This is a genomic window from Corynebacterium sp., from assembly GCF_030532325.1.
Taxonomy (GTDB): Bacteria; Actinomycetota; Actinomycetes; order Mycobacteriales; family Mycobacteriaceae; genus Corynebacterium.
This window is the reverse complement of the sequence record NZ_JAUNLS010000016.1, coordinates 25,100-42,392: the sequence shown is the minus strand read 5'-3', so window position 1 is coordinate 42,392 and position 17,293 is coordinate 25,100. Positions and strand designations below refer to the sequence as shown.

General features: G+C 66.3%; 15 protein-coding genes. 11 read left to right on the top strand and 4 right to left on the bottom strand.

Going from position 1 to position 17,293, the window contains the following annotated elements:
- Positions 1-309 precede the first annotated feature (309 nt).
- On the bottom strand, positions 310-1,407 hold the full coding sequence (locus Q4E25_RS09020) for an ABC transporter substrate-binding protein (RefSeq protein WP_303156454.1): 1,098 nt from the start codon (positions 1,405-1,407) through the stop codon (positions 310-312).
- A gap of 48 nt (positions 1,408-1,455) precedes the next feature.
- Here Q4E25_RS09020 and Q4E25_RS09015 point away from each other — a divergent pair, with 48 nt between their 5' ends.
- The 9 genes from Q4E25_RS09015 to Q4E25_RS08975 all read left to right on the top strand — a co-directional run bounded on the left by Q4E25_RS09015 (position 1,456) and on the right by Q4E25_RS08975 (position 11,619).
- The gene (locus Q4E25_RS09015; protein WP_303156453.1) at positions 1,456-2,484 is read left to right on the top strand and encodes an iron ABC transporter permease; all 1,029 of its coding nucleotides are present in this window, start codon (positions 1,456-1,458) and stop codon (positions 2,482-2,484) included.
- Positions 2,484-3,497 carry an iron chelate uptake ABC transporter family permease subunit gene (locus Q4E25_RS09010; protein ID WP_303156452.1) on the top strand — a complete coding sequence of 338 codons (1,014 nt, stop codon included), beginning with the start codon at positions 2,484-2,486 and terminating at the stop codon, positions 3,495-3,497. Before Q4E25_RS09015 ends, Q4E25_RS09010 begins: the two co-directional genes overlap by 1 nt.
- Positions 3,498-4,289 (top strand): ABC transporter ATP-binding protein, encoded by a 792-nt coding sequence (locus Q4E25_RS09005; protein ID WP_303156451.1) that lies wholly within the window; start codon positions 3,498-3,500, stop codon positions 4,287-4,289.
- 129 nt (positions 4,290-4,418) lie between these two features.
- Positions 4,419-5,234 (top strand): hypothetical protein, encoded by an 816-nt coding sequence (locus Q4E25_RS09000; RefSeq protein WP_303156450.1) that lies wholly within the window; start codon positions 4,419-4,421, stop codon positions 5,232-5,234.
- Positions 5,235-5,527: 293 nt separating this feature from the next.
- Entirely contained in the window at positions 5,528-7,378 is a 1,851-nt protein-coding gene (gene dnaK, locus Q4E25_RS08995) for a molecular chaperone DnaK (protein ID WP_303156449.1), read from the top strand.
- 3 nt (positions 7,379-7,381) lie between these two features.
- Positions 7,382-8,077: a nucleotide exchange factor GrpE gene (gene grpE, locus Q4E25_RS08990; RefSeq protein ID WP_303156448.1), complete on the top strand. Its 696-nt coding sequence runs from the start codon at positions 7,382-7,384 to the stop codon at positions 8,075-8,077.
- Between the two features lie 123 nt (positions 8,078-8,200).
- Positions 8,201-9,406 (top strand): molecular chaperone DnaJ, encoded by a 1,206-nt coding sequence (gene dnaJ, locus Q4E25_RS08985; protein WP_303156447.1) that lies wholly within the window; start codon positions 8,201-8,203, stop codon positions 9,404-9,406.
- A gap of 13 nt (positions 9,407-9,419) precedes the next feature.
- The gene (locus Q4E25_RS08980) at positions 9,420-9,824 is read left to right on the top strand and encodes a heat shock protein transcriptional repressor HspR (RefSeq protein WP_303156446.1); all 405 of its coding nucleotides are present in this window, start codon (positions 9,420-9,422) and stop codon (positions 9,822-9,824) included.
- A gap of 274 nt (positions 9,825-10,098) precedes the next feature.
- Positions 10,099-11,619: an aldehyde dehydrogenase family protein gene (locus tag Q4E25_RS08975; protein ID WP_303156445.1), complete on the top strand. Its 1,521-nt coding sequence runs from the start codon at positions 10,099-10,101 to the stop codon at positions 11,617-11,619.
- A gap of 342 nt (positions 11,620-11,961) precedes the next feature.
- Here Q4E25_RS08975 and Q4E25_RS08970 read toward each other — a convergent pair whose 3' ends face one another.
- Both Q4E25_RS08970 and Q4E25_RS08965 read right to left on the bottom strand, forming a co-directional pair.
- The gene (locus tag Q4E25_RS08970; RefSeq protein ID WP_303156444.1) at positions 11,962-13,098 is read right to left on the bottom strand and encodes an alpha/beta hydrolase; all 1,137 of its coding nucleotides are present in this window, start codon (positions 13,096-13,098) and stop codon (positions 11,962-11,964) included.
- A gap of 5 nt (positions 13,099-13,103) precedes the next feature.
- Positions 13,104-13,445 carry a hypothetical protein gene (locus Q4E25_RS08965; RefSeq protein ID WP_303156443.1) on the bottom strand — a complete coding sequence of 114 codons (342 nt, stop codon included), beginning with the start codon at positions 13,443-13,445 and terminating at the stop codon, positions 13,104-13,106.
- 101 nt (positions 13,446-13,546) lie between these two features.
- On the opposite strand from Q4E25_RS08965, the gene Q4E25_RS08960 reads away from it, so the two are divergent.
- Positions 13,547-14,356 (top strand): carbon-nitrogen hydrolase family protein, encoded by an 810-nt coding sequence (locus Q4E25_RS08960; protein ID WP_303156442.1) that lies wholly within the window; start codon positions 13,547-13,549, stop codon positions 14,354-14,356.
- A 38-nt stretch (positions 14,357-14,394) separates the two neighbouring features.
- Here the strand turns inward: Q4E25_RS08960 and Q4E25_RS08955 are convergent, their stop codons facing one another.
- A complete protein-coding gene (locus Q4E25_RS08955) occupies positions 14,395-15,597 on the bottom strand; it encodes an FAD-binding oxidoreductase (RefSeq protein WP_303156441.1) in 1,203 nt (400 codons plus the stop codon).
- Positions 15,598-15,904: 307 nt separating this feature from the next.
- Here Q4E25_RS08955 and Q4E25_RS08950 point away from each other — a divergent pair, with 307 nt between their 5' ends.
- Entirely contained in the window at positions 15,905-17,284 is a 1,380-nt protein-coding gene (locus tag Q4E25_RS08950; protein WP_303156440.1) for a sodium/glutamate symporter, read from the top strand.
- The last annotated feature ends 9 nt before the right edge of the window (positions 17,285-17,293 follow it).

The window sequence follows — 17,293 nt, the reverse complement described above, 5'->3', positions numbered from 1 at the left end:
TAGTGAGGCCCCGCGCATCTACTGCAGGGCGCGAGTAGTGCGCAGGGGCAGAGGAGTGGCCAGAGGCGCGTGTCAGGGGCGCGTCACGAAGGCCTAGAGGCAGCCGACGGGCGGCCGATCGGAAAGGCGGCGCCGGTTCAAAAACTGAGAGTTCACCAGACTGCCTCCTTTCTACTGCGGGAATGGGGTGGGCCAGCGCCCACCCCAGGATGCGAGCTCCTCAGCGGCCATGCTGTGGTCCGCCACACAGGGAGGGAAGTTATGTAATCCGTCTCGCTAACAGAAAACTAATATGTTTCACGGGGTGAGTCAATCCCTGAGATAGCCCTTCAGCTCGGTGGCGATCTTTTGCGCGCCCAGCGGGCCCAGCCCCAGCGCCCAGGTGTCGTCGCTGACCTCGATGGCGTGGCCCTCCTTGACGGCCGGCAGCTGCTGAAATGCCTCGGTGGCCAGGGCGGTGTCCTGGCCGGTGGCAGACGGATCGCCGTAGCTGGAGTAGAAGATGTAGTCGGCGTCGGCCTCGTCCACGGTCTCCGGGGAGATCTCGGTGGCCAGCTCCTCGATGTCCTGGTTGGCGGGGCGGGAAAGGTGGGCGTCGGCAAGCACGGTGCCAATGAGGGAGAGGTTGCCGTAGAGGCGCACCTTGCCCGGCATGAAGCGCAGGATGCTCACCGTGGTCTCGGAGCCCTTGGGTAGCTTGTCGACGGTCGTGCGCAGCTCAGCAATCTTGGCATCGTAGTCCGCCATAACCTCAGCGGCGCGCTCTTCCTCGCCCAGGGCCGCACCCATGAGGCGGAAGTTCTCCTTCCACGTGTAACCGGGTCGGATGGAAAAGACGGTGGGGGCGATGGAGGAAAGCTGGTCGTAGTACTTGTCCAAGCGCAGCTGGGAGCCCACGATGAGATCCGGCTTGAGCGAGGCAATCTTTTCCAGGTTGACCTCGTTGATGGTGCCCACGGTCTCAATGTCCTTGGCCTGCTCCGCCATGTAGTCCGGGATCGGGTTCTTGCCCTTGGAGGTGGCCATGCCCACCGGGGTCATGCCCAGGGCCAGCACGGAGTCCAGCTCGCCGCTTTCCAGCACCACCACGCGCTGCGGCTTCTGCTTGATCTCGGTGGTACCGCGGGCGTGGGTGATGGTGCGGGGGAACTGGCCGGGGGCGGCGTCGCTGCCAAAGGCCTTGCTCTTCTCCCCGGCCTGGGCAAAGCCCTCGCTGCCGGTGGCCACGGAATCGTTGCCCGCGGCGGAGTTGGACTTGCCCTGGGGCTTATCCTGGGAGGCTGAAGTAGACGCGGAGCCCGAGCCTGGGCCGGTGGTGTCTGAACTGGTATTTTCCAGGCTGGCGCACCCGCTTAAGGTGAGGGCCGCGGCGAGACTGAGCGCCGCAATTTTAGAAGAATATGTCATAAAAGGTAGCCTATCCTAAGTTAACGGGCAGTAGAAGAGCGGACAGCGATGAAGGTTAAGGATCGCAACACCAGCCCCCGGCGCCGCGGGCGCGGCCGGGTGGCGCTGGTCTGCGTGCTTGGCCTGGTGGCCCTGGGCGCGCTGGCCGTGGCCTCCCTGGCGCTGGGCGCGCGCTCCATGGGCTGGGAGGAGCTGCTGACTGGCGTGCGCGGTGAGCCGGGTGTGGCATCCTCGATCATCTGGGAGCGCCGCTTGCCGCGCACCCTGGTGGCCGTGTGCGCGGGCTCCGCCCTGGCGCTGGCCGGCGCGGTCCTGCAGATCATGACCCGCAACCCGTTGGCCGATACTGGCATCTTTGGCATTAACGTCGGCGCCAGCCTGGCTGCCGCACTCGCCCTGGGCTTTCTGGGCTGGAACTCGCCTGTGGCCTTCTCGGTGGCCGCCATCGTGGGCGCGGGGGTGACCATGGCGCTGGTGACCAGCCTGGGCCGCACCAGCGTGGGCGATGTCGATCCGCTCCGCCTCATCCTGGCCGGCGTGGCCATCGGCGCGGTCTGCGAGGGTATTTCCTCCGCGCTCACCCTGCTGGATCCGCACACCTTTGCCCGCATCCGCGCCTGGGTGACCGGCTCCGTGGACGTGGCCTCCTGGCCGCCGGTGCTCATCACCGCCTGCGGCCTGGCGGCGGGCGTGGCACTGCTCGTGCTCTTTGCCCGCCACCTGCCGGCGCTCGCGCTGGGGGAGGACGCCGCCGCCAGCCTCGGCGTCAACCTGCGCGCCACCCGCCTGGGGCTCATCGCCGCGGTCACGGTGCTGGCGGCCACCGCCACCGCCGCGGCCGGGGTCATCGTCTTCGTGGGACTTATCATCCCGCACATCGTGCGCTTGTGCGGCATCTACGAGGAGCGCGCACAGCTGATAGCCTGCGCGGTGCTCGGACCGCTCTTCCTGCTGGGCGCGGACATCGTGGGCCGCTTCCTCACCGCCGCCGAGCTGCCCGCCGGGGTCACCGTGGCGCTCATCGGCGCACCCGTGCTCATTTTCTTGTCTCACCGCGCCGGAAGGAGGCTGGGCTGATGAGGGCTGAGCTGATGACTCCGCGCATCCTCAAGGCCGCGGGCGTGGGCCTGCTCGTGCTGGCCGTGGCGCTCTACGCCCTTTTCGCGCCGGGCGCGGGGCAGAGCACCGCCCAGCTTCTTAGCGCCGCCCAGCACCCCGCCAGCGCCGACTTCGCCGCCACGGTGCTGTGGCAGTGGCGCGCGCCGCGGGTGGTGGCCGCGTTGCTCGTGGGCCTGTGCCTGGGGGTCTCGGGCGCTATCTTCCAGGTGCTCACGCACAACCCGCTGGGCTCGCCGGACATCATCGGCTTCAACACCGGGGCCTACACCGGCGTCATCGTGGTCTCGCTGGCGGGCTTTAGCTCCGCGCCCAACATCGCGCTCGGTGCCCTGGCCGGGGGCGCGGTGACTGCCTGCGTCATCATGGCGCTGGCCTTTGCCGGGACGCTGAGCGGGCCGCGGCTCATCGTGGTGGGCATCGGCGTGACCTTCTTCCTCTCTGCGGTGAACAAGTGGCTCATCCTCACCGGTGAGCTCGAGCAATCCCTCGGCGCGGCCACCTGGGCGGCCGGCACGCTCTCCGGGCTGTCCTGGGCGCAGGTCATCCCGCTGGGGGCCGTGGCGCTCGTGGCCCTGGCCGCTGGCCTGCTGCTGCGCCGCTGGTGCGATGTGCTCGTGCTTGGAGACGCCCCCGCCGCCGCCCTCGGCCTTAACGTCGGCCTGGCCCGCACCGTCATGGTGGCGGTAGGCACCGTGCTCATCGCTTTGTCGACGGCCCTGGTAGGCCCCATTTCCTTCATCGCGCTGGCCGCCCCGCACATGGCCCGTCTGCTGGGCGGGGCCTCGCGCACCCCGCTGTGGCTCTCGGGCGTCATCGGCGCTCTCTTCCTGCTCGTGGCGGATACCGCCGGCCAGCGCCTCTTTGAACCGATTACGTTGCCCGCCGGGTTGATCAGCGTGTGTGCCGGTGGCCTCTACCTGGTGGGGCTCCTGCTCTGGCAATCGCGCGCGAACCGGGTGAAAGGACAATAAATGAGAAACGAAGAACAGCGCCCGCCGGGCCTGCGCGCCCGGGGGCTGAGCGTGTCTTACGGGCGCACCGCCCCGCTCATCGTGGACAACGTGGACGTGGACTTCCCGGCCGGTCAGTTCTCCGCCATCATCGGGCCCAACGGCTGCGGCAAGTCCACGCTGGTGCGCGCCTTGTCCTGGGTGGAGCCGCCGCGCTCCGGCACGGTGATGGTGGGCGAGGAGGATGCCTCGACGCTCTCGCGGCGTCGCTACGCGCAGCGCCTGGCTGTGATGTCCCAGCAGGCCACGGCCCCGGAGGGCATTAGCGTGGAGGGCCTGGTCTCCCGCGGGCGCTTTGCCCACCAGGGTTTTATGGGCTGGCGCAGCCGCGAGGACGAGCGCGTGGTGGCTGAGGCGTTGCGCACGGTGGGCGTGGACCAGCTCGCCGGCGCCGAGGTGGCCTCGCTCTCCGGCGGGCAGCGCCAGCGCGTGTGGCTGGCCATGGCCCTGGCGCAGGACACCCCGGTGCTGCTGCTCGATGAGCCCACGAGCGCGCTGGACATCGGCTACCAGCACTCCTTCATGAAGCTCATGCGAGGGCTGGTGGGTCGCAAGACCCTCGTGGCGGTCATCCACGATCTCGCCCACGTCCTGCGCTACGCCGACTACGTGGTGGCCATGGATGCCGGGCGGATCTACGCGGCGGGCGAGCCCCAGGCGGTCATCACCCCGCGGCTCATCAAGGATCTCTACGGCCTCGACGCCGAGGTGGCCAAGGTGAACGGGCAGTGGGTCATCGTGCCGCTGGACTAACGTGAGCCGTCCTTTCGGGCCTAGGCTGTGACGCTGCTCATAAAAACAACGGCGAGCGCCCATCTTTTCTGAGTGTTGGGTTAGAGTTACCGCATCGTTTTCTTACTTTTGTGTCCCGAAAGGATCGTCGTGAGCCGACACCGCCTGGTGGCGCCGCTGGTTGCCGCTGCCGTTTCCTTCTCTGCGGTTTCCGCAGTCCCCGCCCCGCAGGCCAGCGCCTACGAGGTTGACGTTGATGCTGAGACCGATCAGTGCACCATCACCTTCTCCGATACTGACCAGGCCCGCATCAACGGCGCCTACACGAAGATGTTCGTGTACGTGGCGCAGAACGCCCGCGATTCCTTTGAGAAGGAGAACGCGCAGGAGGACGCCAAGCTAGTCTGGGACTACGCCATCCAGGACACCGTGAAGAGTGCTTCTGACCTGGCCATTGGCAAGACGATTGACGGCAAGAGCGTCAGCGATGCGCAGACCCGCCTGGCCCTCGGCCCGGAGAAGGCTAAGTACTGGCAGATGGTGGCCTACCTTAACGCCTCTAAGAAGCCGGTGGTGGGCGAGGAGCCCATCGAAATGTCCCGCCGCGAGGCCAACGAGAAGGGCAGCCCGCTCTACGGCGTGGACTTTGGCTCCGCCGTGGGTGGGGCAATTGGCGGCCTCCTCTTGGGTGGCGACGTCATTCAGATCCGCGACGCCTTCCTCAACGCACTCAAGGATCGCGCCCCCGAGTTCGCCGCGCCGATCGTGGGCTACTCCACCGCCTTCAGCGCCTGCGCTAAGGGCGAGGATAAGACCAGCTCCGTGCCCGACGGCAGCTCCCTGACCACCAAGCAGCTCGCCGGTCTGGGCATCGGCGGCCTGGTGGCGCTGATCATCTCGCTCATTGGCATCGGCTTTGGTCTGCGTCCAGTGGTGGACCAGCTGCTGGCGCAGTTCCGCCGCTAAAACTGCACATCTTTGAGACCTCGAGGCGGCGCCGTGACGCCTCGGGGTTTTCTCGTTTTGTGCTCGCTGGGTGTTTGCGCTGGTAGAAGGTCCGGGAGGAAAGTTTTGGAAAAAAGTTGAGCCGATCGGGAACAACTTTGGAAGCAGTCCCGTTATAGAGGTTGAGTGACATCCACTCAGGTTTGTGTGACTGAGAGTGGGACTTCTGTTAGGGTGGCTGTGAACCGTGGCAGAAGTTGAGTCACGGACAATCAACTTCAAAGACAAACCCTAAAGTAGAAGGAGTAATCATTATGGGACGCGCAGTAGGTATTGACCTTGGTACCACCAACTCTTGTGTTTCTGTTCTCGAAGGCGGCGAGCCGGTAGTCATCGCCAACTCCGAGGGCTCCCGCACCACCCCGTCGGTCGTGGCCTTTGCCAAGAACGGCGAAATCCTCGTCGGCCAGTCCGCGAAGAACCAGGCGGTCACCAACGTTGACCGTACGGTTCGCTCCGTCAAGCGCCACATCGGCACCGACTGGACCATCGACATCGACGATAAGAAGTACACCCCGCAGGAGATTTCCGCACGCACGCTCATGAAGCTGAAGCGCGACGCGGAGGCCTACCTCGGAGACGAGGTTACCGACGCCGTCATTACCGTCCCGGCTTACTTCGAGGACTCCCAGCGTCAGGCCACCAAGGAGGCCGGCCAGATCGCAGGCCTTAACGTCCTGCGCATCGTTAACGAGCCGACCGCCGCCGCCCTGGCCTACGGCCTGGAGAAGGGCGAGCAGGAGCAGACCATCCTGGTCTTCGACCTCGGTGGCGGCACCTTCGACGTCTCCCTGCTGGAGATCGGCGACGGCGTCGTGGAGGTTCTTGCTACCGCCGGCGATAACCAGCTCGGCGGTGACGATTGGGATCAGCGCATCGTCGACTGGCTGGTGGAGAAGTTCAAGTCCGCCAACGGCATCGACCTGACCAAGGACAAGATGGCCCTGCAGCGTCTGCGTGAGGCCGCCGAGAAGGCCAAGATTGAGCTGTCCTCCTCCCAGTCCGCCAACATCAACCTGCCGTACATCACGGTGGACGCCGAGAAGAACCCGCTCTTCCTGGATGAGACCCTCTCCCGCACCGAGTTCCAGAAGACCACCCAGGACCTGCTGGACCGCACCAAGACCCCGTTCAACCAGGTCATCAAGGATGCCGGCATGTCCCTGTCCGACATCAACCACGTCGTCCTGGTGGGTGGCTCCACCCGTATGCCGGCCGTCTCCGACCTGGTTCAGGAGCTCACCGGCAAGAAGCCGAACAAGGGCGTGAACCCGGACGAGGTCGTCGCCGTCGGCGCCGCCCTGCAGGCTGGCGTTCTGCGCGGCGAGGTCAAGGACGTGCTGCTGCTCGACGTCACCCCGCTCTCCCTCGGTATCGAGACCAAGGGCGGCGTGATGACCAAGCTCATCGAGCGCAACACCACCATCCCGACCAAGAAGTCCGAGACCTTCACCACCGCGGATGACAACCAGCCCTCCGTCCAGATTCAGGTCTTCCAGGGCGAGCGCGAGATGGCTTCCGCCAACAAGCTGCTCGGCTCCTTCGAGCTCGGCGGCATCGCCCCGGCACCGCGCGGCGTTCCGCAGATTGAGGTCACCTTCGACATTGACGCCAACGGCATCGTGTCTGTCTCCGCTAAGGACAAGGGCACCGGCAAGGAGAACACCATCAAGATTCAGGATGGTTCCGGCCTGTCCCAGGAGGAGATCGACCGCATGATCAAGGACGCCGAGCAGCACGCCGAGGAGGACAAGAAGCGCCGCGAGGAGCAGGAGCTGCGCAACCAGGCTGAGTCCACCTCCTACCAGACCCGCAAGTTCCTGGATGAGAACTCCGACAAGGTCTCCGAGGACGTCAAGACCCAGGTCACCGAGGCTGCGGACGCAGTCGATGAGGCCCTCAAGGGTGAGGACATCGAGGCGATTAAGTCGGCCGTCGAGAAGCTGGGCACCGTCTCCCAGGAGATGGGCAAGCAGATCTACGAGGCTCAGGCCGCTGAGGCTGGTGCTGCTGGCGCCGAGGGTGCCACCACCACCGAGGATCCGAACGTTGTTGACGCCGAGGTAGTCGATGAGGATGACAACGGCGAGAACAAGGAGAAGTAAGAGATGACATCCCCTCAGGATCCGGGAAACCCGGACAACACTGACCCCGAGGCCACCACGGCAAACTCCGCCGAGGCCGCCGCGGAGGAGGCGCAGGCCGCCCAGGAGCTGGATCCCACTCTTGAGGAGGACCTGGAGGAGGCGCTCTCCGGCATCGACGCCGAGGCTGTCACCGACGCCGACGCCGACGCTACCGACGCCGCACCGGAGGCCGGTGACGAAGCCGCTGCCGCCGACGCCGACTCCCTGGAGGCTCAGCTGGCTGAGCGCACCGAGGATCTGCAGCGCCTCAACGCGGAGTACACCAACTACCGCCGCCGCACCGAGCGTGAGCGTGCCGCCGCGGCCGAGATGACCAAGGCCAAGGTCCTGGCAGAGTTCCTGCCTATCCTTGATGACCTGGAGCTCGCCCGCCAGCACGGCGACCTCGAGTCCGGCCCGCTCAAGGCGATTGCAGATAAGCTCTCCGGCGTGCTGAGCAAGCACAAGCTTGAGGCTTTCGGTGAGGAAGGCGATGCCTTCGACCCCGAAATCCACGAGGCCGTGCAGGACTTGTCCTCCGGCGGTGAGCAGGTGCTCGGCACCGTGCTGCGCCGCGGCTACAAGGTAGGCGAGCGCGTGGTGCGCACCGCCATGGTGATTATTTCCGACCCGTCCGAGGATTCGGGTTCGGACGCTGAAGATAGCAGCGAGGAATAAGCACCGCCGTGGCGCCAGGGTCTCGTCCTTGGCGCCACACTCTTTAGCTTTTAGTTAGACAACAAACAGACAACACTTTTTAGAACACGCACCTAACACACTCCTGAAAGGAGGAGATGCCCAGTGAGCGCTAAACCCGAATGGGCAGACAAGGATTACTATGCGGATCTGGGGGTCTCCTCATCCGCTTCCGCCGACGAGATCAAGCGCGCCTACCGCAAGCTTGCGCGCGAAAACCATCCCGATACCAACCCCGATAACCCGGCCGCCGCCGAACGCTTCAAGAAGGTGGCCGAGGCCTACGACGTGCTGTCCGACGCCTCCGAGCGCAAGGAATACGACCAGTTCAAGGCCATGCTGCGCAGCGGCGGTGGGTTTGGACGGATGGGAGGCGCCGGCTTTCCCGGCGGGTTTCGATCTACGCACATGGGTCACGGGGCGCAAGAATTCGACATCTCGGACCTCTTCGGACGCGCCACTGGAGGATCGTCTCAAGGCGGCGGTTTTGGGGATATCTTCGGTAGCGTTTTCAACCGCGGCGGTGGTGCTAGCCACGCAGCTAGGCCGTCGCGGGGGGCCGACGTCGAAACGGAAATAACCCTCGACTTCCGCGAGGCCGCCAAGGGAACCACCATCCCACTGCAGCTCAGCGGCGAGGCACCCTGCACTACCTGCCACGGCTCCGGGTCTTCCTCCGGAACCTTGAAGCAGTGCTCGACGTGCAAGGGCACCGGATTTACCTCCGAGAACCGCGGGGCTTTTGGCTTTTCCGCGCCGTGCACCGACTGCGACGGCACCGGCCAGCGCGTGGAGGATCCCTGCAAGGACTGCCGGGGCACCGGCACCGTGCACCGCACCCGCTCGATCACCGTGCGCATCCCGGCCGGAGTCATCGACGGGCAGAAAGTCCGCCTGGCCGGCCAGGGCGAGGCGGGCCCCAACGGCACGCCCTCGGGTGATCTCTTCGTGACCGTCAAGGTGAAGCCGGACAAGGTCTTTAGCCGCGAGGGCGATGACCTCCACGTGACCGTGCCGGTCTCCTTTGCGGAGCTGGCGCTGGGCGATACCATCACCGTGCCCACGCTGGATTCCCCGGTGCGCCTCAAGGTCCCGGCCGGCACGCCCGATGGGCGGACGCTGCGGGTGAAGGGCAGGGGCATCGCCAAGCGTGGCGGAAAGTCCGGCGACCTCATGGTCACCGTGCAGGTCAAGGTCCCTTCCACCCTGGACGCGGCGGCCAGCTCGGCGCTGCGCACCTACGCCCAGGCGGAAAAGGAGTCCGGCTTCAACCCCCGCGCGGGCTGGGCCGGCGACACGACGGGTGTGTAAAGGAGGCGAAGTCATGAACGCTGCATCGAAAGACTCGCCGGCCGTGTACGTCATCTCGGTGGCTGCGGAGCTCTCCGGCATGCACGCACAGACCCTGCGCACCTATGACCGCATGGGGCTGGTCTCCCCCGCACGCACGCAGGGAGGCGGGCGCCGCTACTCCGACCGCGACATCGAGCTGCTGCGCAAGATCCAAACTCTTTCGCAGGACGACGGCGTGAACCTGGCCGGCATCAAATCCATCATCGAGCTCACGGAGGAGCGCGATCAGCTCGCCGCGGAGCGCGACGCCCTCCTCGAGGAGGTCGCCCGCCTGCGCGAGGAGGCCGAGCAACGCCCGCCGCGCGGTGAGCTCGTGCACGTGCCGCGCTCGACGTCCGTGGTGATGTGGACGCCGCGACGCAACAGGCGCGGGTAGTGCCCCATCGTTCCTTCTGAAGCCCTGGCTAGCTTGTGTGGCTGGCCAGGGCTTTCTGGCGTTGTGCTGGCGTTGCGCGGGCCGCGAAGGGGGCGGCGCGCGGGGAGCTGAAAAGCTTTGTGAAGATGAAGTACCGCTGGTGCAAAGTGTGCGATAGACTTGCGGCCAATGCTGTGGCTCAGGCCACGTTGGAGCCGGAACTGTGAGCCAGAACTGTGGCTCAGGCGTGGTGCGCGCAGCTGATAATCCGTACACGCACAAGAAAGGTGTGAGCATGACCCGCTACGCAGAACCAGGTACCCCGGAGGCAATTGTCAACTACCGCGAGCGCTACGAAAATTACATCGGCGGCGAGTGGGTCGCGCCGGTGGATGGCGAGTACATGGACAACATCACCCCGGTCACCGGCGAGGTCTTCTGCCAGGTCGCCCGGGGCAAGGAGGCGGACATCAACCTGGCTATCGACGCCGCCGAGGAGGCCTTCAAGTCCTTCAGCAAGACCACCCCGGCCGAGCGTGCGCTGCTCCTGCACCGCATCGCGGACCGCATCGAGGAGAACCTGGAGAAGATCGCGGTTGCTGAGACCTGGGAGAACGGCAAGGCCGTGCGCGAGACCCTGGCGGCGGACATCCCGCTGGCCGTGGACCACTTCCGCTACTTCGCCGGCGCCATCCGCGCCCAGGAGGGCCGCCTCTCCCAAATCGATCAGGACACCGTGGCCTACCATTTCCACGAGCCACTCGGCGTGGTGGGCCAGATCATCCCATGGAACTTCCCGCTGCTCATGGCTTCCTGGAAGATCGCGCCGGCGCTGGCCGCGGGCAACACCATCGTCATGAAGCCAGCGGAGCAGACCCCGGCCTCCATCCTCCTGCTCATCGAGCTCATCGAGGATCTGCTGCCCAAGGGCGTGCTCAACATCGTCAATGGCGTGGGCGAGGAGGCCGGCGTGGCGCTGTCCAACTCGGACCGCATTGCCAAGATCGCCTTTACCGGCTCCACCCCGGTGGGCAAGATCATCAACAAGGCCGCCGCCGACAAGGTCATCCCCGTCACCCTGGAGCTGGGCGGCAAGTCCCCGTCCATCTTCTTCAAGGACATCATGGATGAGGATGACGCCTACCTGGAGAAGTGCGTGGAGGGCTTCGTGATGTTCGCGCTCAACCAGGGCGAGGTGTGCACCTGCCCCTCCCGCGCGCTCATTCACGAGGATATTGCGGACAAGTTCCTGGAGCTGGCCATCGAGCGCGTGAAGAAGATCAAGATTGGCCATCCGCTCGATACCGAGACCATGATGGGCGCGCAGGCCTCCCAGGAGCAGATGGATAAAATCACCGAGTACCTCAAGATTGGGCCCGAGGAGGGCGCGGAGACCCTGGTGGGCGGGCACGTCAACCAGGTCGAGGGCCTGGAGAACGGCTACTACATTGAGCCCACCGTGTTCAAGGGTGACAACACCATGCGCATCTTCCGCGAGGAGATCTTCGGCCCGGTGCTCTCGGTGGCCACGTTCAAGGACTTTGACGAGGCCATCCAGATTGCCAACGACACCAACTTTGGCCTGGGCGCCGGCGTGTGGTCGCGCCACCAGAACACCTGCTACCGCGCCGGCCGCGAGATTCAGGCCGGCCGCGTGTGGGTGAACCACTATCACACCTACCCGGCGCACTCCGCCTTCGGCGGCTACAAGGAGTCCGGCATCGGCCGCGAGAACCACCTCATGATGCTCAGCCACTACCAGGAGACCAAGAACATGCTGGTGTCCTACTCCGAGGAGCACGCGGGCCTGTTCTAACATCCGCTGCCCCGAGCCCGCTCGCTAGAAATCTAGCCCTGGAAGTACAGACCTCGACCTCGCCAAGTGCGAAGCCCGCGGCCTGGCCAAGCGCGACCTTGAGGTCTCGCCTTCCAGGGCTAGACTTTTGCGTTCACGCGGGCGCTGCTGTCTCCCTAAAAACACAGCCTCCCGAAAAACAAGAGGCTGAACCTGGAAGGCTGAACCCCGTGGTCGCGTCTTTCGCCGGCTGCGACGCTGAGCTTGGCGACGTCGAGGTTCAGCCATCCAGGTTCAGACTTCCAGGTACAGACTTGTGGGGGCCTGCTGGGGCAGGCTGGGGTCCTGGGGTGGCCGAAGCCGCTAGTGTAGCGCCGCGATCCTCCCCAGGCCCCGCAGGAACGCGGGGTCCTTCCAATAGCTGTTGTGGTTTCCCGGCAGGCCGTCCGCGCCAGGAACGGGCTGCGCCCCGAACTCGGGCTGGGTGGGATCCGGCCCGTGCACGCCGCCGTGCGCGCCGGTGCTTAAAGATATGGCGTCGCCGTCGTTGGTGGCCGCCCACACCCGGCCGGGGATCTCCGCGGCGCTGCGTGCGGAAGTGCCGGGGCTGCCCACGAAGACAACGTCATCGCCGATCACGGTGCCACGGGCTGCCTTGCCGACGACCACCGAACCATAGGAGTAGCCCACCACGATGCGCTGCGAGCCGGGAAAGCGCTGGCCCAGCGCACGTTGGAAGCGGCGCAGCTCCGCGGCGCCCTGCTCGGCGGGCCTTTCGTGGGTGGCGCGCGCGAGGCTTTCCGGGGCGCCGTAGCCCATCCACGCCACGGCCGGGCCGCCGGTGGCCAGGGCCGCGGCGCGCGCCCGCTCGATGCCGGTGGGCCAGGAAGAGGGATGGGCCGAACCCACCCCGCCCACAAAGGTGGTGACCTGTGCGGCCTGCGTGCCCAGGTGCTGCGGATCCACCAGCGCCACCAGCCGGCCGGGGCTGACCTCCAACAGGGTGAGGTCGGGATTCTCCTCGGCCAGGCGCTGCACCTCGGCGGGCGCGGTGGACAGCTGCACCTGGTGCAACTCGGGAAGGCTGAGGGCGCTGAAATCCTCCAGGCGCTCTGGCGGGGTGGCCATCTCCGGGGTGCACAGGGCCTCGAGCTGGCGGGCGCAGGCCCAATCGAGGGAGTTGCCAAGAGCGTCGAGGGCGTTGAGCGCGTGGCTGGCCTGGCGCGCGGCGGGCGTGCCCTCGGTGGCCTGCAGGGCGGCGATGAGGTGCTCGATCCGCTCCTGCAGTGGGGCGTAGGCGGCGAGTACCGCGGCCGCCGCGCGCATCTGCGCGGCGGGGGATTCCAGCAGGGCGGTGGTGCGGCTCAGCGCGGTCCGTGCGGCCTCGCCCGCGCCGCCGAAGAATTCTAGGCCCTGCCAATGGTGGAGTGAGTCATCGATGAAACCGCGCAGGTGAGAGCTCAAAGAATAGAGCGCGGAGGCCTGCTGATAGATCTGCATGGCCCTCATCGCGGAACCCGCCCGGAGGGAGTCAGGGAGTGGGCCAGTTGGGAATCGTGAGTATGGGCGGCACCCACAAACTGGCGCATGGAGCGCAGCTGCTCCTGCTCGCTGCGGGATGATTCGATACAGGCCTTGAACCAGGTCTCCTGCAGCCGCGCCAGGGCGGCGGCGGTGCGGGAGGAACCCGCGGGGGCGCTGCTGAGCCCGGGGTGGGCCGCGAGCGGGCCGGGGCGGCGGAGGAGCTCGTCGAGCTGGGCGGGCAGGTGCGGCGAGAACTCCAGAACGTGATCGGATGAGGTGACGGATGAGGTAGCGGTTGAGGGTTGAGTAAAGAATTCAGTCATGCCCTGAGTCTGCGGGGAGCACCCGCGGGCGCGCTAGGGTGACTTTCCCGGATTGGCCGAAACTGTGGATAACTTCCGTGCACTGCATTACGGTGGGCCGCATGAAAGTAGCAGCTGTCCAGTTTGCCAGCTCCGGGGACATCGAGGAGAACCTCGCCCACGCACTCGAGCTCATTCGCGAGGCCGCAGCCGCCGGCGCGCGGCTCATCGTGTTACCCGAGGCGACCTCGCAAAACTTCCGCTCCGGGCGCCTGGACACCCAGGCCCAGGAACTCGACGGCGCCTTCGCCACGGCCATCCACGCCGCCGCGGAGGAGCTCGGCGTGTACGTGGTGGCCGGCATGTTCGCCCCGGCGGACCCTGTGGATAAAAAAGGCAAGACCATCAACAGAGTGGCCAACACCGCGCTCATCGCCGGCCCGGGCCTCAAGAGCGGCTACGAGAAGATCCACACCTACGATGCCTTTGACTACCGCGAGTCCGATACCGTGCGCCCCGGCTCCGAGCTGGTGACCTTCGACGTGGACGGGCTGGGCGTCGGGGTTTCGATTTGCTACGACATCCGCTTCCCCGAGCAGTTCAAGGAGCTGGCCCGCCGCGGCGCGCAGCTCATCGTGGTGCCCACCAGCTGGGCGGATGGCCCGGGCAAGCTGGAGCAGTGGCGGCTGCTGAGCACCGCCCGCGCGCTGGATTCCACCTCTTACATCGTGGCGGCCGGCCAGGCCCGCCCCGGCGGCAACGAGAAGGCCGGCGAGCCTTCGGGGCCGACGGGCATCGGCCACTCGGTGATCGTGGCTCCAGACGGCACGCGTTTGGCCGAGGCCGGCTACGAGCCGGAGATCATCTACGCCGACGTGGACGCCGAGACGGTGGAGAAGGTGCGCGCCTCCCTGCCGGTGCTCGAGGGCTAGGTACTGGAGATCTAGCTACTCAGTCCGAGAGGCTCTGATTACTCAGCCCACTGGGACTTCTTCCACTCCGCCCAGGCCTCCCAGTTCTCCCAGCCGTCCAGCTCGGCGGCAGACGCCGCCCACTCGTGGCCGCGCTGCCAGCTCTCCTTGGTGATGGTCTGTGCATCCACCCCTCCAGCCAGCAGGGATGCGCGGGCCACCTCGACGCGGTCGGCGGGGCCGACGAGCACGAAGCGGCGCTGGGTGCCCGCGGCCAGCACAGGCTGCATGGGATCCTCGGCCACGATGGGCGCAAAGCCCGCGGCGGGCGGCTGCGCGCCCAGCAGCCAGGGATCCTGCGCCTCGCGCACCACCTGGGTCACGCGCAGCTGCGGGGCCAGGGCCGCCAGGTTGGCCTGGGTTTCGGTGTCGTAGTGCTTGCCGGGGGAGGGGGCCACGGTGACCAGGTGGACATCGTCAAGCGCAGCACCCCGGGCTAGCTGGTCTAAGAGCAAGGCGCGCGCGGCGGCCCAGCCCGTGCCAAAGCTGATGAGCGTGGTGCCGGGGGTAATCGCCGGCGGGGTGCCGGCCGGGGTGCCCAAGGTCCACCAATCGCCGGGCTGCGCGGTGGACAGCAGCTGCGAGCCCTCGCCGGTAATGGCCAGGTGGAACTCCATCTGCCCAGTGGGATCGGAGGGGTTAGCCGGGGTGAGCTCCCGCCACGTGCCCGGGGTGAGCTGTGAGGTCACCTGGAAGTGCTGGCCGGGCAGGTACTCAATCTGCGCGCCGGACTCCACGCGGATAACTGCGGTGCGCCGGTTGGGGCGCTCCACCGCCACCACCTGCGCGCTGTAGGCCGGGGCCTGACCTGCCACATCAGCGGCGTGGGCGGCGTCCTGCATGATGCGGCAGCACTCCTTAATGGTGCGCGCGGCGATCTGGTGCTGGTACGTGGTCAAGCCCAGGACCTCCAGCCCGGCCAGCAACGAGCGGGCAAACTCCGGATAGATCTCCGCGGGGAAGCCGTGGCGGCGGTGGCCCAGGCCCAACTCGCGCAGGCGCTCGGCCACCGCCGGGGGCAGCGAGCCCTCCTCCAGATTCTCCAGCACCCAAGCCACGGCTGGCGCTAACTGCGGGTGGGTGCTCTGCGCGGAATGGGGGAAGACCTGGCGGGCCTGGGGCACCGTGGCAAAGAAGTGCCGGTGCACCGCCGCGTTGTACTCGGCGGCGTAGTGGCGCAGATGTTCTCCCAGTTCCCTCATGGTGTCTCATCCTACTTCCGCCGCGCGCCACCCCAAGAAAGCCCAGGATTGTGAGGCCCACGGGGTGCCCAACCCCTGCTGGTGCGCCCTCACGATGAGCGCCTGATGTGGCCGGCCTCGCAGTATAAGGCGGAAATACGTAAAGAAACTGATAATATTTTCGGGGGTAGCGCCAAGTGAATGGCTGTTATGTTATGTGACGTTCTTCCCCAAGACTGGGGAACCATACCGTCTCCCGGGCATCACTCTCAGGGTCGCCTCATCTCACGGTGGCTTCCATGCGTGTGGACAGAAAGGTTGTGAATTAATGGAAGAGTTCTCTGCGTACACCCTCATGCTTGACGTGGGCTGGATTTCCCTGCTCATGGTCATTGGTAACGTGCTTCGCCACCAAGTGAAGTTCGTCTTCCAGGACCTTCTGCTCCCCGCACCGATCACCGCGGGCCTGCTCGGCCTGCTGCTGGGCCCCAACGTGCTGGGCTGGATCAACTTCTCAGATAACCTGGGCTCCTACACCACGCTGCTCATCGCCGTGGTCTTTGCCTCCATGGCCTACTCCATGGAAACCGGCGGCAACATGGGCAAGGGCGCGCGCAACATGTGGGGCTACTCCACCATGATGTTCACCGGCCAGTGGGGCCTCTTCGTGGTGCTGGGCCTGCTCTTCTTCGTGCCCGTCTTCAACACCCCGGACTGGTTTGGCATGATGCTGCCGGTGGGCTTCACCGGCGGCTTCGGCACCGCTGCCGCCGTGGGCGGCGCCCTGGAGGGCGTGGGCGCCGAGGCCGCCTCCTCCCTGGGCTTCACCTCCGCCACCATCGGCACCCTGGCCGCCATCGTCGGCGGCGTCATCGCCGGCAACTGGGGCATTCGCAAGGGCAAGGTCTCCCACGTCCCGCGCGAGCTGCCGGAGGAGGTCCGCCGCGGCTACATCTCCCGCCTGGAGGATCGCCCCTCCCTGGGCCGTGCCACCACCAACCCCTCCTCCATTGAGGCGCTGACCCTGCACGTGGGCTTCATCGTGCTCACCGTCATGATTGCCTACGGCATCACCCAGGGCATCTCCAGCGTCTGGGAGAACGTCTCCATCCCGCTCTTTGCCATGTCCATGGTGGTGGGCCTCATCATCCGCGCGGCCATGAACCTCATCGGCGCCCAGGACTACCTGGACAAGGACGCCGTGGGATCGGTCTCCGGCGCGGCCACCGATTACCTCATCGCCTTCGGTGTGGCCGCCATCGTCCCGGCCGCCATCGCCGAGTACTGGGTGGCGCTGATCATCCTCTTCGTGCTGGGCATCATCTACTGCTCGCTCTTCCTCTTCTGGTTCCCGGCGGAGTTCTTTGGCGAGCGCTGGATCGAGCGCGGCATCTTTGGCTGGGGCTGGGCCACCGCCACCGTGGCCACCGGCATTGCCATCCTCAAGATCGTCGACCCCAAGCTGGAGTCCGGCACCCTCTCCGAGTACGGCATGGCCTACATCGGCTTCGGTCCCTTTGAGATCAGCTGGACCATCATCGCCCCACTGGCCGTCATGTACGGCTTCACCGCCGGCTTTGGCTGGATCTCCCTGGCGATTGCGGTGGGCATTTACCTCATGTTTAAGTTCACCGGCATGATGCCGCCGCGCGGTACCATCTTGAAGGAAGGCATCAGTCACGTGGGCTCGCAGAAGGCCACCGAGTAGTCTCCTCGC

Coding starts and splice junctions, on each gene's coding strand:
- Q4E25_RS09020 (WP_303156454.1), bottom strand. CDS start 1,407: ATGACATATTCTTCTAAAATTGCGGCGCTCAGTCTCGCCGCGGCCCTC.
- Q4E25_RS09015 (WP_303156453.1), top strand. CDS start 1,456: ATGAAGGTTAAGGATCGCAACACCAGCCCCCGGCGCCGCGGGCGCGGC.
- Q4E25_RS09010 (WP_303156452.1), top strand. CDS start 2,484: ATGAGGGCTGAGCTGATGACTCCGCGCATCCTCAAGGCCGCGGGCGTG.
- Q4E25_RS09005 (WP_303156451.1), top strand. CDS start 3,498: ATGAGAAACGAAGAACAGCGCCCGCCGGGCCTGCGCGCCCGGGGGCTG.
- dnaK (WP_303156449.1), top strand. CDS start 5,528: ATGGGACGCGCAGTAGGTATTGACCTTGGTACCACCAACTCTTGTGTT.
- grpE (WP_303156448.1), top strand. CDS start 7,382: ATGACATCCCCTCAGGATCCGGGAAACCCGGACAACACTGACCCCGAG.
- Q4E25_RS08980 (WP_303156446.1), top strand. CDS start 9,420: ATGAACGCTGCATCGAAAGACTCGCCGGCCGTGTACGTCATCTCGGTG.
- Q4E25_RS08975 (WP_303156445.1), top strand. CDS start 10,099: ATGACCCGCTACGCAGAACCAGGTACCCCGGAGGCAATTGTCAACTAC.
- Q4E25_RS08970 (WP_303156444.1), bottom strand. CDS start 13,098: ATGCAGATCTATCAGCAGGCCTCCGCGCTCTATTCTTTGAGCTCTCAC.
- Q4E25_RS08965 (WP_303156443.1), bottom strand. CDS start 13,445: ATGACTGAATTCTTTACTCAACCCTCAACCGCTACCTCATCCGTCACC.
- Q4E25_RS08960 (WP_303156442.1), top strand. CDS start 13,547: ATGAAAGTAGCAGCTGTCCAGTTTGCCAGCTCCGGGGACATCGAGGAG.
- Q4E25_RS08955 (WP_303156441.1), bottom strand. CDS start 15,597: ATGAGGGAACTGGGAGAACATCTGCGCCACTACGCCGCCGAGTACAAC.
- Q4E25_RS08950 (WP_303156440.1), top strand. CDS start 15,905: ATGGAAGAGTTCTCTGCGTACACCCTCATGCTTGACGTGGGCTGGATT.